This window comes from Granulicella pectinivorans (assembly GCF_900114625.1).
GTDB classification, from domain to species: Bacteria; Acidobacteriota; Terriglobia; order Terriglobales; family Acidobacteriaceae; genus Edaphobacter; species Edaphobacter pectinivorans.
This window is the reverse complement of record NZ_FOZL01000001.1, coordinates 153,199-170,050: the sequence shown is the minus strand read 5'-3', so window position 1 is coordinate 170,050 and position 16,852 is coordinate 153,199. Positions and strand designations below refer to the sequence as shown.

9 protein-coding genes are annotated in these 16,852 nt (G+C 60.2%); 3 read left to right on the top strand and 6 right to left on the bottom strand.

Annotated elements, in window-relative coordinates; all coding sequences use genetic code 11:
- Positions 1-24: 24 nt before the first annotated feature.
- Together BM400_RS00685 and BM400_RS00680 are read left to right on the top strand one after the other, a co-directional pair.
- Positions 25-261 carry a hypothetical protein gene (locus tag BM400_RS00685; protein ID WP_089835685.1) on the top strand — a complete coding sequence of 79 codons (237 nt, stop codon included), beginning with the start codon at positions 25-27 and terminating at the stop codon, positions 259-261.
- A 9-nt stretch (positions 262-270) separates the two neighbouring features.
- Positions 271-1,668, top strand: a complete 1,398-nt coding sequence (locus tag BM400_RS00680; RefSeq protein WP_245781607.1) for a class I SAM-dependent methyltransferase — start codon at positions 271-273, stop codon at positions 1,666-1,668.
- Between the two features lie 87 nt (positions 1,669-1,755).
- Here BM400_RS00680 and BM400_RS00675 read toward each other — a convergent pair whose 3' ends face one another.
- From BM400_RS00675 to BM400_RS00660, 4 genes are all read right to left on the bottom strand, one after another.
- A complete protein-coding gene (locus tag BM400_RS00675) occupies positions 1,756-2,436 on the bottom strand; it encodes a Fe2+-dependent dioxygenase (RefSeq protein ID WP_089841328.1) in 681 nt (226 codons plus the stop codon).
- A gap of 85 nt (positions 2,437-2,521) precedes the next feature.
- Positions 2,522-5,161, bottom strand: coding sequence for a TonB-dependent receptor (locus BM400_RS00670; protein ID WP_245781606.1), 2,640 nt, complete (start codon positions 5,159-5,161; stop codon positions 2,522-2,524).
- A 465-nt stretch (positions 5,162-5,626) separates the two neighbouring features.
- Positions 5,627-8,830, bottom strand: coding sequence for a TonB-dependent receptor (locus BM400_RS00665; RefSeq protein ID WP_245781605.1), 3,204 nt, complete (start codon positions 8,828-8,830; stop codon positions 5,627-5,629).
- A 656-nt stretch (positions 8,831-9,486) separates the two neighbouring features.
- Positions 9,487-11,028 (bottom strand): carboxylesterase/lipase family protein, encoded by a 1,542-nt coding sequence (locus BM400_RS00660; RefSeq protein ID WP_175528798.1) that lies wholly within the window; start codon positions 11,026-11,028, stop codon positions 9,487-9,489.
- Between the two features lie 148 nt (positions 11,029-11,176).
- On the opposite strand from BM400_RS00660, the gene gyrA reads away from it, so the two are divergent.
- A complete protein-coding gene (gyrA, locus tag BM400_RS00655) occupies positions 11,177-14,206 on the top strand; it encodes a DNA gyrase subunit A (RefSeq protein ID WP_089835676.1) in 3,030 nt (1,009 codons plus the stop codon).
- Between the two features lie 80 nt (positions 14,207-14,286).
- Here the strand turns inward: gyrA and BM400_RS21525 are convergent, their stop codons facing one another.
- Together BM400_RS21525 and BM400_RS00645 are read right to left on the bottom strand one after the other, a co-directional pair.
- Positions 14,287-15,456, bottom strand: a complete 1,170-nt coding sequence (locus BM400_RS21525; protein WP_141223761.1) for a hypothetical protein — start codon at positions 15,454-15,456, stop codon at positions 14,287-14,289.
- 2 nt (positions 15,457-15,458) lie between these two features.
- Positions 15,459-16,694: a DNA cytosine methyltransferase gene (locus BM400_RS00645; protein WP_089835673.1), complete on the bottom strand. Its 1,236-nt coding sequence runs from the start codon at positions 16,692-16,694 to the stop codon at positions 15,459-15,461.
- Between the last annotated feature and the right edge of the window lie 158 nt (positions 16,695-16,852).

Below are 16,852 nucleotides of genomic sequence, written 5' to 3'. Positions count from 1 at the left end.
ATCTCTTCATTCGCGAGGATCTGGATGAGTCTTAAAGCGCTCTACACCGCAGTTAACATCGCATTCTTCGTTGCACTGGCCGTCTTCTTTGAGCGCCCGGCCCACGCCTATACCGATCCCGGCACCGCCCTGCTTGTCTTCCAGAGCGCCTCGGCTGCAGTCACCGCCAGCCTCTTTTACTTCCGCCGCAAGATCAAGGCGCTCATCACCAAGCCGGCCCCGCAGCCTGCCGCCGCCAAGCTCGAACAGACCAACGGATAACTGGCATTGTTGAAGACCTTTCGCGACCCCGCCGGCACCCTCGAACTACGCGCCGACGCAGCCTACCGCACCGTCTATCCCCCGCATGATGCGGAGATCCTGGCCTTCCTCGACACGCCCCTGGCTCATCGGCTCGTCGAGGAGGGCAGTCTCGTCTCCAGCACCGTCATCCAGGCCCCCACCCCCGATCAGCCTCTCGTCCTCCGCCACCCCCGCATCCCCTTCGTCTCCTACCACTGGGAGTGGAGCCCAGGCATGTGGCTCGCTGCCGCAAAGCTCACCCTCTCGATCTGCGCCGATCTCCTCGCCGTGGGCTACATCCTCAAGGACGCCACCCCGTCGAACATCCTCTTCGTCGGCACCAGGCCCATCCTTGTCGACGTGCTCTCCGTCGCGAAGGTCGACCCCACCACACCCATCTGGTTCGCCTCCGGTCAGTTCATCCGCACCTTCCTGTTGCCTCTTCTCGCGTCCGAAAAACTAGGCTGGCCTCTCCAGGCGAGCATCACTCGCCGCGATGGATATGAGCCCGAAGAGATCGGCCGGCATCTCCCCTTCGCCACCCGCTGGAGCCAGCCAGCCCGCTCCGCCGTGACGCTTCCTCTCCTTCTCTCCGGCAAGCGCAAGAGCGGCCCAGCTACCGCACCCAAATCCCCCAAAGTCGACGCCGAAGCCGGAACCTACATCCTCGGCAAAACCATCGCCGGCCTCCGCAAACAGATGGAGCTCCTCACCCCGAAGCAGCACGCCTCCACCTGGTCCGACTACACCGAGACCGCTACCCACTACACCACCGCCGAACAGGCCGAAAAGCAGACCTTCGTCAGCCGCGTCCTTGGGGCCGTCAAGCCCAGCCGCGTCCTCGACATCGGCTCCAACACCGGAACCTTCTCCGAGATCGCCGCCAAGTCCGGCGCGCAGGTCGTAGCCCTCGACACCGACCAGCAGGCCGTCGACATCCTCTTCGCGCGCCTCTCGCAGTCGCCGTACGCCGCCGCGATCCTGCCCCTGCACATCGATCTCTCCCGCCCCACGCCCGCGGTCGGCTGGCACAACCAGGAGAACGCCTCCTTCATCGACCGAGCCGAGGCTCACTTCGACTTCGTGCTCATGCTCGCGGTCATCCACCACCTCTTGCTCCAGAGCCAGATTCCGCTCGAGCACATCGCCGGCCTCGCGGCCGAGATCACCACCTCCGGCCTCATTATCGAGTGGGTACCGCCCACCGACGAGAAGTTCCGCGAGGTCCTCCGCGGACGCGACGCCATCTACGCGCACCTCACCGAAGAGGCCTTCCTGGCCGCCTTCGCCCCCCACTTCGACATCGTCCAGCAGGTCACCCTCACCAACGCCCGCATCCTCTTCCACATGAAAAAGCGCGTCATCCTCCCGTCGGCCGGAGTCTAGTCTCCGAGCAACGCAAGGACCGGCAGAGTGTCAGCTGGCAACACCGGCACACGGGTCACGAAGTGCCCGCCGCCCGCGAAGGGCCCTCTACATCTCAGCCCAGCGCCGCATCAGGTTGTGATACACCCCCGTCAGCGCCACCGCCGCGCCGCTCCCCGGAGCCTCCGCCGACACTCGCTGAATCCCCTGATCCAGATCGAACAGCAGCGCCCGGTCCGCATCCGAGCGAATCATGCTTTGCAGCCAGAAGAAGCTCGAAACCCTCGCCCCGCGTGTCACCGGAGTCACCCGGTGCAGGCTCGTCGAGGGATACAGCACCATGTGCCCCGCTGGCAGCTTCACCGAGTGCGCCCCATACGTATCCTCGACCATCAACTCGCCGCCGTCATAGTCCTCCGGCGCCGTCAGAAAAAGCGTAGCTGAAATATCTGTCCGGATGCGCCCGCCCGTCCGCTCATCCTGCCGGATCGAGTTGTCCACATGCACCCCAAACGACTGCCCACCCGCGTACGAGTTGAACAGGGGAGGGAAGACCCGCAGCGGAAGCGCCGCCGAAACAAACAGCGGATTCGCCCCCAGCGCGCCCAGAATCATCTCTCCCAGCTCCAACGCCACCGGATGCCCCTCCGGCAACTGCATATTGTCCTTGGTCCGCGCCGACTGGTGTCCCGCCGTCACGCGTCCATCCACCCACTGCGCCGCGTCCAGCTTGGCCCGCGCATAGCTCACCTGCTCTGCTGTCAAAACATCCGGAATCGTAATCAACACGGCAACATCCTCCAAAACGGGGTAAGTCGCCAGTTCTGAGTTGCAAGGAGAACCAACCCAGAACTGGCAACTGAGCACTGACAACTTAGAACTTGTAGTTCACTCCGAACAGTGCGCTCCGTCCCGCTCCCGGTACGAGATGGCTCGGATGCGGCTGGTCGATATAGTACCGGTTCAGGATATTGTTCACATTCACCTGCAGCGAGATCTTCTCCGTAATCGGACGCGAAACCACACCATTGAACGCCCAGTACCCGGGGACCTGCTTGAGAGCCGTCGCGGTCACCACGGCATTCGCCGGGGTCGTTCCCGTCCAGGCCGTAGCCACGTAAGGAATCGTAGAACTCGCCGAACGCGAAGCCACATAGTTGCCGCCCAGTCCGCCTGTAAACCGCCATGCCAGCGCTCGGTTCAGCCACACGTTGAAAGTCTGCTTCGGTACGTTCGCCAGCGGTGCCCCAATCGCATTGGGGAAGTACTGCGACGAGATCACCTCGCTATGCAGATACGCATAGCCCGCCAGGATGTCGAACTGGTTCCGCAGCCGCCCGGTCACCGAGACCTGCGCCCCCTTCACCACCTGGTTACCCGCCAGCACCGTGATCGTCGAGTTCGCCGGAGACGTCTCGCGAGCATTGTCCTTCTCCGTCCGGAAGATCGCACCGGCTAACGAAAGCTTCTCGTTCAGGAACTCCCACTTCGATCCAATCTCGTACGTCTCGTTCTCTTCCGGAGGAAGAACGCTCGTCGTCGCCGATAGCGAAAGTGACTCTGCCGAGGGGTTGAAGCTCGTGCCGTAGTCGAAGTAAACACTTCCATGCGAGTTTGGCTTCACCACAAACGCTGCCCGGTACGAAGGCTTGCGATCGATACGCGAGTAGAACGGAGCCAGCCCCGTGCTCGCCGTGTATTGCCTCTGCTGCGTGTAGAAATAGTCGTATCGAATGCCGCCCGTCACATCGATGTACCGGCCCAGGTGAACCGTATCGACGAAGAAGAATCCAGCCGAATCCGCCGCCACATGCGTCACAGTGTTCAGAACCTTCGTGCCCATGAACGGAAGGTCCTCGTTCGGGTTCAGCAGCGTCGCGGGGGTCACGCCCGTAGAGGTATAACGAATCGGATTCGACATCTCCCGGCCACCCTCCAGACCAAACACCATCGAGTGACCGATGTTCAGGAACTTGAAGTGCAGAATCGCTTCATCCTGCTGCCACAGATCGCTCTCCACACTCTTCACGGAGATCTGGTTACGATTCACCAGGATCGTCGCCGGATCGCTCGCGACGCCGTTGTTATAAGGGCAGAGCTGCGCGGAATTCAGAATGTTCGTCGGTGCCAGAATCTTGCCGGTCGTCGGCGAAATCGCCCCGTTCGAGCAGATCTGCGGCTCCGTAATCTGCGTGTTGCGTGGATAGTTCGCAAAACGCGTAATGCTGCGCAGGCTCACATGCTCATTCACATCGTGGTCCAGCCGGAACGTAACGATGTCGTCATGCGTGTTCAGGAAGTTCGAATGCTTGAACCCGTAGTACGCGCTCCGCACCGCGGCAGAGGGCCTGTTCAGCAGCCACGGAATACCGTAGTCCGGAATATCGTTCTCGCCCAGGTGAACATAGCTCAGCGTGCCCCGCGTCCTCGTGCCCATTCCGAAGCTCAAGGATGGGGCCACACCGAACCGGCGGTTCACCACCACATCGCGCCCCGCCACGTTGGAGAGGTTGCCCATCAGGTTCAACCGGAACGCTGTGCCTCCGCCCATCACCTCGCCCAGCGGCTTGTTCACATCCAGCGTAAACCGGCGCGTCACATCCGTGCCCAACTGCACCGTGCCTGCGACGAACTTCGTGTCCGTGGGACGCTTGCTCTCCTGGTTAATCACGCCACCCGTCGAACCGCGGCCGAACTCGATGCCTGCCGGCCCTTCCAGTACCTCGACCTGCCCATAGTTGAACGAGTCGCGGTAGTAGCTGCCAAAGTCGCGAATCCCGTCCAGGAAGATGTCGTTGCGTGCCGTAAACCCGCGAATCGTCAGGCTGTCTCCCTGCGCACCACCCTCACCCGCCGCCAGACTGATCCCCGGAACGTTTCGCAGCGAATCGCGCAGCGTCGTCACCGCTTGCTCCTGCATGATGAACTGCGGCACCACCGCAATCGTCTGCGGCGTATCCTTCAGCTCTTCCGTAAACTGCGACAGCGGCATCGAGGCCTTCGCCGTCACGGTAATGTCTTCCTGCGCGGCCAGACCGACGACGATCGTCGCCTCATCTTCCATGCGCGACTGCAGACCGGTCCCCTCGAGCAGAAGCTTCAATGCCTCACCCGACGGAAGCGTACCCGTCACACCCTTGGTGGTGAAGCCGGCCATCACGCCAGGCGTCAGTTGCGTCTTCACATGGATCCCGGACTGCGCTTCAAACTGCTTGATCGCCGCATCCAGCGGACCCTCCGGAATCGCAAAGGTCTTCGCTGGCAAACCCGCCTCGAGCGAGGACGGTGCGGCGGCGGTACCCGGCTTCGCCGAAAGAGACCCCATCGCTAACGCGTCATGCGCGGTGCCCACCATCGAGAACGCCAGCGCACCCGCCATCAGCGTCCGCCCGCCCACCGAACTCACGCCCGACACCCGCTCCACACGTGCAGTCGTCTTGGCGACCGTCTCCGTGCTCTTTACTCCCTGATGCTGATAGCCCCGAGCCTCAAACCGCGTCTTCGTACGCTTCATGTCGTTCTCTCCTCCATCCTGCCGCCGCGCTAGGAAACAGGCGCGGGTTCTGGCAAGCGGGCCGTCTCACCATTCACGCGCCAGAAAAACACGCAGAAGGGCTCCCGAACCGCTCAACCCGCCAACGCGGGCTTCCTTGGAAAATGTGCAAGTTGAAAGAGCCGCGGACGCGACCCTATACTAGGAGGCGTCGTCGCTTCAAAGCGCTTCGTCCCAGGTCCTCGTGGTCTCTGCCAGGAGATTCATCCACGGGGATCTGAGCTTTCAACTCGATCCAGCCTCGCGAAATCTACCGCGAGCATCGTGCAAATCCGATAGATTGAATATACGACAAGACTAGTCCGAGTTCAATCGAAAATGACAACTTCGTCATAAACGTCATGCACATCCCGGATTCTCCACGCAAAAAAGAAGCCCTCCAAGACGGAGGGCTTTTACGAGAGATCGAAACCTCGTTCCGCGCGGCTAGAAGATAGCCCGCAGCGAAAGCTGAATCTGCCGGTTTGCGCCGATCCCCACCTGGTTCCCCACGGTCGAGGTCAACGCACCGAACGCGCCCGCGTTCGATAGCGTAAACGGCGTCCCCGGCTGCGAGCCGTTGCCCGGAGCCGTCGCCAGCGTCTGGGTCAACCGCACCGTACCCGGATTGGCGTAGTTCGGATGATTCATGATGTTGTACACATCCGCGTGGAAGTCGAACGACATCCGCTCCGCCACATGGATCGACTTCGCCAGCGTCAGGTCGAGCTGCGCCAGCACCGGTCCCGTATAGTCGTTGCGGCGCGAGTTGCCGAACGTCCCCGGAGCCGGAGTCGAAAACGCCGCCGGATTCAGGAACTGACGACCCGTCTTCAGGTACGGGCTCACACCCGCCACCACGTTCGGCCGGCGAATGTTCCGCGTGTTGCCGCCGCCCGGAACGTTCGCCACCGCGGTCGTCTGCACCACGCCCCCAACCAGCACCGGGCTCGAGAACGTCTGCCCCGCATACGCCGTGCCCACCTTGCCCACGTACGCCACATCCGGACGCGTAATCAGCACATCGATCGGCAGCCCTGCGCGGAAGTTCACAATCCCGCCCATCTGCCATCCGCCCGCAATCGCATCCAGAGGACCCGAAAGCGAGAACTGCCGACCCCGTCCGAACGGAAGGTCATACAGCACCGTCGCGTTCAGCGAGTGGCGAATATCGAAGGTGCCGCGACCATATTCCGTATTGAAGTCATACGGATTCTGCGCCGTCGTCGCCTCATTCGAACCGCTCGAATTGCCCAGCTCCTTCGCCCACGTGTACTGCGCACCCAGCGAGAGTCCGCGCGCAAACCGCCTCTGCAGGCTCGACTGCAGCGAGTGATACTGGTCGAATCCGCCTGACGTCTTGTAATCGATCTCGGCGAACCGTCCGCCGAACTGCCGTACCGCCGTTCCCACACCGGTCGTGGGATTCGTCGTCACGCTCGTGATCAGGTTGGTGATCGAACGCAGGAACAGGTTCGAACCCGTCGACCCCACATACGCCACCATCATCTGCATCTTGCCCGGAAGCTCCTGCTGCACGGAAGCCGTATACGTCGTCACCCGCTCCGGAATGCTGTATCCCGGTGCATACGCACGCGGCTGATAGCCCAGCGTCGGGCTGTTGATGTCATACCCCTGGTACACATCCGTCGCCGGAAGAATCGGATACGCCTTCCCCGTGGTAAACGTACGCGACACGCGGTCGTTCGCCTCCGGCTGAATCTGGTCCTCCGTCTGTCCCGGCCCATAGAACATGCCCGCGCCCAGACGCAACACCGTATGGTTCTCCGACCAGCGTGGCGACCACGTCAGACCCACACGCGGCCCGAAGTTCGTCTTCTTGCTCGTGTACCAATCGCCCGCATACTTCGGAATAATCGTGCCCGCGGTCATATCGAAGAACACGTTCTTGTTCCGCGTCTCATGCAGGGGCGAAAAGTACTCATACCGCATGCCGTAGCTCAGCGTCAGGTTCGAGGTCACCTTCCACTCGTCCTGTGCATAGCCGATGTAATACGCCTGCTTCACCAGCGCATTGCCGCTCAACCCGGTAAACGGGCTCAGGTCGCTCAGATCGCCGAAGAACTGGATCTGCGCCGGAGCATTGGCCACAAACAGAGCCGGCGTGTTGTACGTATACGTCGTACCGCCAATCTGGTTGTTGTACAGCGACAGCGGACGAACCTCCACGCCGAACTTCAGCGTATGGCTCCCCCGAACCAGCGACAGATTGTCGATGTACGAATAGCTCTGTGCCGTATACGGCGCACCCACACCGTTGAACGAGCTCGAAAGGCTGATCAGCGCACCGATGTTGGTCAGTCCCGCAATCGAGATACGCGCCTTGCTGATGTCGGCATTCGGGCTCGGCCCGGCAATACCCTGCACCCGCATCTTCGCCCCGTTGTAGCCGAACTTCGTCTCGTTGAACACCCGCGGCGACCACACCTGCGTCACGCCGATCACCCCGTTCTGCGGAACCTCCACCTGCCCGAACTTGCTCAGCGAGGCATCCTGCACCTGCGTCGAGACGCCCTGGTCGCGGTTATAGCGAGCGAACACGCTGAACCGGTCGTTTACGTGATAATCCAGCCGGATCGAGCCGAAGTCTTCGTTGATCTTGTTGTTCCCCACCACCACCGGCGAAGAGGTCGACGTAGCCGTCTCAGCCGAAGCCGGAGTCGGATCGGTCGGGAACGCCGCCAGCAGTCCATACAGCGGAGAGGTCGTCGGAATCTGCGCACGGTAGAAGTTCGTCAGCGTAGGCGTCGAAAACGCCGTCGGATAGATCTGCCGCAGACCCTCATAGTTCGCGAAGAAGAACATCTTGTCCTTCATCACCGGTCCACCGATCGATCCGCCGAACTGGTTCAGCCGGAACTTCGGCTTCCTCGTCGTCACAAACGTGTTGTGCGCGTCGAAGAAGTCGTTCCGCACATACTCGAACAGCGACCCATGAAACTTGTTCGTGCCCGACTTCGTGATGAAGCTGATCTGTCCACCCGTACCCGTTCCCATCTCCGCCGGATAGCTCGAAGAATCCACACGGAACTCCTGCACCGCCTCCAGCGACTGCTGCAACCGAAACGTCGAAGTAAGCTCCCCGTTCAGGTTTCCCGGAGACGTATCGATGATCGAGGTCGCCTCAATCCCATCCAGACGCAGAATATTCTGCTCCACCGCGCGCCCTGAAAACCGGATATTGTCGAACGTTCCGGTGCCCGCATTCGTCGCGCCCGGAACCAGCAGGTAAAGCTGCGAGATCTGCCGTCCATTGATCGGCAGGTTCTCAATCTCGCGGCTGGAGACGTTCGCGCCAATCTTCGCCGAAGACGTATCCAGCGCGATCGCCGCTCCCGCATCGATCGTTACGTCCTGCGTCGCACCCGTCACCGGCAGCTTGAAGTCGTGGATCAGCTCCTGCCCAACCGTCAGCACCAGGTGCTTCACCTCGCTGCTGGAAAAGCCCGTCGCAGAGACCTTCACGTCATACTCGGCCGGCGGCAGGGACACGGCGGTGAACTGTCCATCGCCGCTCGTATAAACCGTCCGGACGATGCCGGTTCCCTCGTTGGTGATGCTCACCTCCGCGTGGCTCAACACAGCGCCGGAGGCATCGGTCACAGTCCCGATCAAACGCCCGGTCGTCATCTGGGCATGGAGGGAAAGTGAAGAAAATAAAAGGGCAAGCGATACACCCTTGGAAAGTTGAAGAAGTCTCATATGCTGCGATCATTCGCGGCGAGTGTTACTGTCCCATGAACAGTCGATTAACTTAAAGTGTTAACCGCAACTACTGATCCATCTGGGGGTTAAAAGCCGTCCGCAAAAAAACAATCGTCCATGAGGCGGGAAAACCGGCCCCAAAGCAAAGGACAGCGCCTCCGGATCGCCACTCTCAGGCCGTCGGGGGCGCGCCATCGGCGACGCGTCGATGCGCACAAGCGCCACGGCCTCAGGCCGCGTGGGAAGAAATTGGGTTTGGTGTCGTCTCGTGTGCAGTCATCCCCGCAAGGGATCTGCATGTGTCTTGACTTCTGCCTTTTTCGGCAGAACCGGGCTTACGCCCCGTGATCTCAGCCGTTCGGTCTTCGCCAAACGGGCTTCGAACACTATCTCTCGCTCTCTACCTTAGCAAACCCAGCCGTTTTTTGTGCGATCTGAGATCGACGCAAGTCCACGGAGGCATCGTCCGAGCACACGACCAAAACCGTCCTCGAAGGGAAGGAGCATTCCGCGTTACCTGCGAAAACCGTGCATGCTCGCTGCTCAAAGCCGATCGCAAGTCTCTTCTCGAGACCCTCCGTCTACCGCCCAGCCGTGCTCTGCGCGAGCAAATACGCCCCCCAGAACCGCATCTTCTCCCCGCTCGTCACCGGGCGTGGCCCGATCACCGCCCCCAGTTCCATCGTTCTATGCTCTCCGGCCTTCACCGCCTGCCACATCGGCAGGCTCCCCCCATTTGGATCGCCCGTCCGCACAAAGTTCACCCAATACCCCGAGGCCACCTTCTCCAGCGTCGAATCCGTCGACGTATAAGGCCTCTTCAGCACCGCAAGGTTTCCCAGCACATACGGAATCTCCCCAGAGTGAAACGCCTGGTACTCCGGATGCTCCGGCCATGGAATAGCCCGGTCGAAGTAATAGGTGTAGGCTGCCGTCCGAGCCGTCTGCCCCCTCTTCTCCGCCCATAGGTTCATCGACACCAGCCCCATATCCCGCGCACTCGCCTTCATCGACTCCCCGGCCTCCGCGTCCGTCTTCCCCGGATACAGCCGCAGATAGTCCGCCACCTGCGCCCCATAGGTCTTCTGCGCCATCGCCGCATACTCCGCGACCGTCGTCTTCCCATAGGTCTTCGACGAACTCCCCTCATCCGCCACCATGCCATCGATCGTCGGAACATCGTTCTGCCGTCCCGCCGCGAACGCGCTGCTCACCGTCTCCATCAGCATCCACCCATCCACATCCGGACGGAAGTGAACCCCCGCCCGCGCATACAGCGCAACCAGTGCTCCCGCATCCATCGCACGCAGATCCTTCAGTGTCTGTGCCCCCGCCGCCCCGGCGAACGCTACACCCTTCTCCTCGGCATCCTGCAACGTGTCGCTCATCGGCGGCGCCAGGAAAGCCCCACTCTCGATGATCGCCCCCCGAAACAGCCCCTTCGCCATCGGCGAAGCCGTCAGGTCCACCACAATCTGTGCCCCCGCCGACTGTCCCGCCACCGTCACCTGCGCCGCATCGCCCCCAAACGCGCCGATATTCTCCTTCACCCACTTCAGCGCGGCGACCACGTCCATCAGCCCATAGTCTCCCGAAGCATGCTGCGGAGACTCAGCCGTCAGCGCCGGATGCGCCATGAACCCGAACGCGCCCAGTCGGTAGTTGATCGTCACCACCACGATCCCCTTCTTCGCCAGCGCCTCACCGTCATACACCGCCGCCGCGCCCGACCCCTCCACGAACGCTCCCCCATGAACCCATACCAGCACCGGCCTCTTCATCCCTCCACCCGCCGGAGCCCACACGTTCAGATACAGGCAATCCTCGCTCGGCGCCTCCTGCGCCAGGAACTCCGTCGTCCATGGCAGCCCGTCCTTCCGGATCGTCTGCATGCAACTCGCCGAAAAATGGTCTGCCTTCTTCACCCCGGTCCACGGATCGACCATCATCGGGGGCCGCCACCGCAACTCCCCCACCGGAGGAGCTGCAAACGGAATCCCCTTGAAGCTGGTGACTCCCTCCATCTTCACTCCGCTCACCAGCCCATCCCGCGTCCGCACCGTCTGCCCCGCCGCCGGGATTCCCAGCGCCAGCACACCCACCGCCAAAACCGCCATTCTCATCCGCATATCCGTCAAGCCCCAACTCCTTCTTCCAAAGGCACTATACCCCCATTTCAGCGCATAAAACACCGATCTCCCCATCCCCCGCGAACCCCGCGGCCTGGACCCGTTTTCACACACAAAACCCTCTATAATGGAGGGATACGTTATGGCTGACGATCAAAACCCAGAACTCCCCCTCGGACCCAACGACACTCCTGAGAACGACGACGCAATCGGCCAGTCCGGCCCGACCAATGACCCGTCTTCTCCCCCCGATCCACCGGCCTCGACCGTCCAGGGACGTGGCGCCCTCTCGATGTTGTCCATCAACATCGAGGACGAGATGCGCCGCTCTTACCTCGACTACTCCATGTCGGTCATCATCGGGCGTGCGCTGCCCGACGTACGCGACGGCCTCAAGCCCGTACATCGCCGCATCCTCTACGGCATGCAGGAGATGGGCCTCCAGTACAACAAGAAATATACGAAGTCGGCCAAGGTCGTCGGACACGTCATGGGTAACTATCACCCCCACGGCGACTCCGCCATCTACGACACCATGGTCCGCCTCGCCCAGCCCTTCTCCCTCCGTTACCTCATGGTCGACGGCCAGGGCAACTTCGGCTCCGTAGACGGCGATCCACCAGCCGCCATGCGTTACACCGAGTCGCGCCTCACCCGCATCGCCGGTGAAATGCTCGCCGACATCGACTCCGACACCGTCGACTTCACCCCCAACTACGACGAGTCCACCCTCGAGCCCACCGTCCTCCCCGCGCGCATCCCGAATCTCATCGTCAATGGTTCGTCCGGTATCGCCGTCGGCATGGCGACCAACATCCCGCCGCATAACCTCACCGAGGTCATCAACGCGGCCATCGCCCTCATCAACGATCCCCACGCCGGCCTCGAAGAGGTCCTGAAGCACGTCCAGGGCCCCGACTTCCCCACCGGCGGCACCATCTTCGGCCGCGCCAACATCCCCCAGACCTACAAAACCGGCCGCGGACGCTTCATGATGCGCGCCAAGTGCCGCATCGAAAACATCTCCGGCGGCCGCCAGGCCATCATCGTCGAAGAGATCCCCTACCAGGTCAACAAGTCCAAGCTCATCGAGCGCATCGCCGAGCTCGTCACCGAAGGCGTCATCACCGACATCGCCCGCGACGAGTTCCGCGACGAGTCCGACCGCGACGGCATGCGCATCGTCATCGGCCTCAAGCGCGGCGCCGAGCACCAGATCGTCCTCAACCAGCTCCACAAGCACACCCAGATGCAGGAATCCTTCTCGATGATCTTCCTCGCCGTCCACAACGGACAGCCCAAGGAACTTCCTCTCGACAAGGCCATCCGCGCCTTCCTCGACCACCGCGTCGAAGTCGTCCGCCGCCGCACCGCCTTCCTCCTCGCCAAGGCCCGCGACCGCGAACACATCCTCCTCGGCTACCAGATCGCCCTCGACTATCTCGATCAGGTCATCCGCATCATCCGCCAGTCCAGCTCCCGCGCCAACGCCCGCGAGAACCTCTTCACCTTCTTCTCCGGCAAGGCGATCGCCCTCCGCGGCACCGAGCTCGCCGGCGTCACCCTCGACGCCGGAAAGTACGGCATCGACACCCGTTTCCTCCCCACCGGACTCGACGGCGTCGCCACCCTCATCCTCTCGCTCCGCCAGATCGACGCGATCCTGGAACTCCAGCTCTACCGCCTCACCCAGCTCTCCATCGACGAGCTCCTCAACGAGCTCCGTCAGATCCGCGACAACATCGCCGAGTTCGAGTCCATCCTGGCCTCCGAGCCCAAGCTCCGCGCCGTCATCGTCAAAGAGCTCGAAGACATCCGCGACAAATACGGCGACGCGCGCCGCACCGTCATCCTCGACGACTCCGCCGACCTCACCCTCGAAGACCTCATCACCGACGAGCAGGTCGCCGTCACCGTCTCCCACACCGGCTACCTCAAGCGGACGCCCATCTCTACATACAGACAGCAGCGTAGAGGCGGTACGGGACGCATCGGCATGAAGACCCGCGACGAAGACTTCGTCTCGCAGCTCATCATCGATTCCACCCACGCCTACCTGCTCTGCTTCACCAACACCGGCCGCGTCTACTGGCTCAAAATCTACGAGATCCCCGACGTCGGCACCACCGGCAAGGGCAAGGCCATGGCCTCGCTCGTCGACCTCCAGCCCGGCGAAAAGGTCGTCACCATCCTCACCGTCCGCGACCTCAACGAAGAGGGCAAAAACATCCTCTTCGCCACCCGCAACGGTACCGTCAAGAAGACCGCCCTCAAGGACTACTCCAACGTCATGGCGCGCGGCGTCATCGCCATCAACATCGACAAGAACGACGAACTCATCACCGCCAAGATCACCGACGGCAACCAGATCATCTTCCTCGCCACCCACGAGGGCATGGCCATCCGCTTCAACGAGCGCGACCTCCGCATCATGGGCCGCCCCGCCACCGGAAACCGAGGCATCAACCTCAAGAAGAACGACTACGTCATCGGCGCCGCCGTCACCCCGTCCCCCGAGGCCCGCGAAAAACAGCGCCGCGAACGCGCCGCCGCCCTGGGCCTCACCGCCCAGCTCGAAGACGTCATCGGCGCCGAACCTGCCTCTTCCGGAACCGGAACCGAAGGCCCGGGTGCCCCATATCTACCGACAGATGCACCGTCGGGAGATGTGGGATCCGCAGACGTCAACTCGCCATCCTTCAGCGACGTAGCCAAGCGCGAGTCCGCCCCCGACGGCCAGGAGATCCTCGGCTCCGACACCGAAACCGAGATCGACCCCGCCGCCCAGGCCAAGCTCGACAAGCTCGACGAAAAGCTCGGCCTCACCCCCTGCCTCATCCTCACGGTCTCGGAAAACGGCTTCGGCAAACGCACCGACGTCGACCGTTACCGCCTCCAGTCGCGCGGCGGCACCGGCGTCAAGAACATGAACACGACGCCCAAGGTCGGCAAGGTCGCCGCCATCAACCTGGTCGACGACACCACGGAGATGATGTTGATCAGCCAGTTCGGCAAGATCATCCGCATCGACACCAAGCAGATCCGCGCCGCCGGCCGGGGCACCCAGGGCGTCAAACTCCTCGACCTCGAGCAGGGCGACAAGGTAGCCGCCGCCATGACCATCCCCCCCGAAGACCCCAAAACTCAACCGGAGAACGGAACGCTGATCTAATCGAGGTTGAGTAGATCAGCGCTGCAGGGTTATGTATTAGGAGCCGCCGCGCATCTTCCCAAATGGTCTGTAGGATTTGTCTAGATAGTGTCGACGATTTTTGAGTTGGCTCTGCTGTCTTGAAATTCCACGGGGCCTTTTGTAGAGGCATCTAGGACAGTCTCGACAAATGAGTCTCCAGCTGCGAGTGCTCGCGCGCTGAATGCCATAACGATTGCTGATGCCATCGTTTCTACTCTGTAGCCCGATTCATCGGCTACCTGCTGGAAAGAAGCTTGGTAAAGGCGCAGCAAAAGTTGTGGCCCCACCGCCCTTCTGGTTAGTTCACGGAATGCCGCATCTCCGACCAGGACAACTACTCCGGGAGCCGCCCGTTCCACCCCGGAACGAGACCTGTGGCCCCGGAGAGTATTTCCGATAAGAGCGTCATAAAAAATACTGCCGCCATAATAATCTTGGAGCCGTTTGAGTTGTTCACCTAGCCGTTTCCCATCTCCACCCTTAGCGGAGCCTGTTTTGCTCTTGACTTGATGGAATCGGAGTTGGGAATTTGTATCGAAAGGAGGCTGTACTACGTCGGCACCTGGGAACGGATTAGTCTCCAGATCGAGCATCTCCTGGTGAGTTCCTCTGGGTTCAGGTACCCTCACGTTACCCCGCATTTCGCCGACGATGTCTTCATGGAGATGTCCAAGGAGGCCTTCGATGATCATGATAGCTTTATGTCCCACCGTGGTCTCAATGGCCTTCTCAAAATCTCCACCATGAAGCAATATCTGACTAGCAGCCAAGATATAAGGGTCGAGGACATCCCCAGGATTACGTCCGCATTCGATATCTTTTTCCGTCTTTGGGAAAGTCCGAACTATATCGGTTACTTTCTTCGTAACACGTGTCAAGACTGCATTCGGATCGGAAAAAGCAGCTACTAATTGCAAGCGCTGAGAGACCAGTGCCGCCTGCTGAGTTATAGATTCATTTGGCAATCCACTAGATTGCAATATAGTACTTACAAGTTCGATAAGATTTCTGAAATCCATATCAGCCAGATGAGCCGATGGGGAATCGCTCAATTCTGCAGGAGCCGATATGGCTAACTTTAGGTCAGCAAATACTTTGTCGAGAAGATCGGCGGATGTCCCAAACTCCTTGAATAAGTGATCGTCCTGCGCGCTCCTTAGTCTGGCAAGGAGCTTCGCATTCACTCTTTGAATTGGGTTCTTCTTAGGTAGGAATAGGAGATCTGTCATGGCTATACAAATAGAAGTTCTTCTGACGCCATCACTTTCTTTGCACCCGCTTTGTGGTTCCGGGCGGAGTTACGCAAACGCTTAGCGGCAGCTTCAAGAAGGACGTCAAAGCCGAGCGGTTCGCGTAATGTTTTCCGCTGAGCGACAGCCAAACCAATCGCTTCTCCCATTGCTACTGGGACAGCATTTCCAATTTGCTGGTATTGCTGATTCATCGGACCATCAAACCACCAATCATCAGGGAAGCCCTGAAGTCGCGCGCATTCTCTTACAGATAGTGGCCTTAGTTGGGTGGGATGACAAAGCCCTGTGGCTTTCCGGTTCGCCCGGCCAGGTATTGTTGGGCTTTGATTAGCCCAATCTAGACGTCTAAAGAACCCTGTCTTTCCTCCACCAGATGCGAAAGAATCACCCATAGCGGAGCGCTGATGTTCCTTCGGTAGAGATCTCCAATTACCCCCCGGATGGATCAAATTGAAAAAATACTTGATCTTAGGGGTGTATTCAGAATGTGGCCCGGGATTGTGTTCGAGGTCTGATATCGAATCTTGAAGCGTATTGAAGGGTATTTTGCCTTCGCCGTGTGTTGGTGTAGGCAATGCGAGTTGCTTTCCGTCTCTACTGCCGAGCAGAACAAATCTCAAGCGTCGTTGGGGAGCGCCAAAGTCACGAGAATCGAGTATGCCGAAGGTGACGCCATATCCAAGTTCATTAACTCGGGCTAAAATAGCTCGTATAACAGTCCCAGATAATTCATCTTCGTCAAGAAGGCTAGCCTTCCCAGCTTTTCTTATGTCTCCATATTGTTTCAGATTCCAGTGTTGTCCGGGACGATCCTGGATGGCTCTGTGTCGCAATGCGGAGGTAATGAGATTTGCCACATTCTCAAGAATGAAAAATTTGGGTCTAATCTCTTCTATTAGGCGAAGATATTCCATCACCAGATTGCCACGAGCGTCGGTCAATGACTGCCGTTTTCCTCCGGATGAAAAGCTTTGGCATGGAGGACCTCCTGCCATAAGGAAAACGTCGCCGGTAACTCCGGTCAATTCGCGGAGCGAGGCTCCTGATAGAGATGCAATATCTTTCTGAATGAGCGCTACATCCGGCCTGTTCCGCCTGATTGTCTCGCAACAAAAGCCATCCAACTCAACGCACACACTCGGCGCTAGGCCTGCTTTCTCCAGCCCTAGATCCAACCCCATTGCGCCTGAGAAAAATGACCAAACATGCCGCATATTGGAGACTACCTCGTTTCTTAAACTGTGTTCCGCTTGTCGTCAGAGTCTCCTGACTTCCACTGTTTGAGACTATTCGCGCTCTTCTTGTTGGGCTCATAATCTGGGAGCAATGATAACCGCAGTTTCAAGTGCTGGTTGTGCCGCACCTTGTCAGC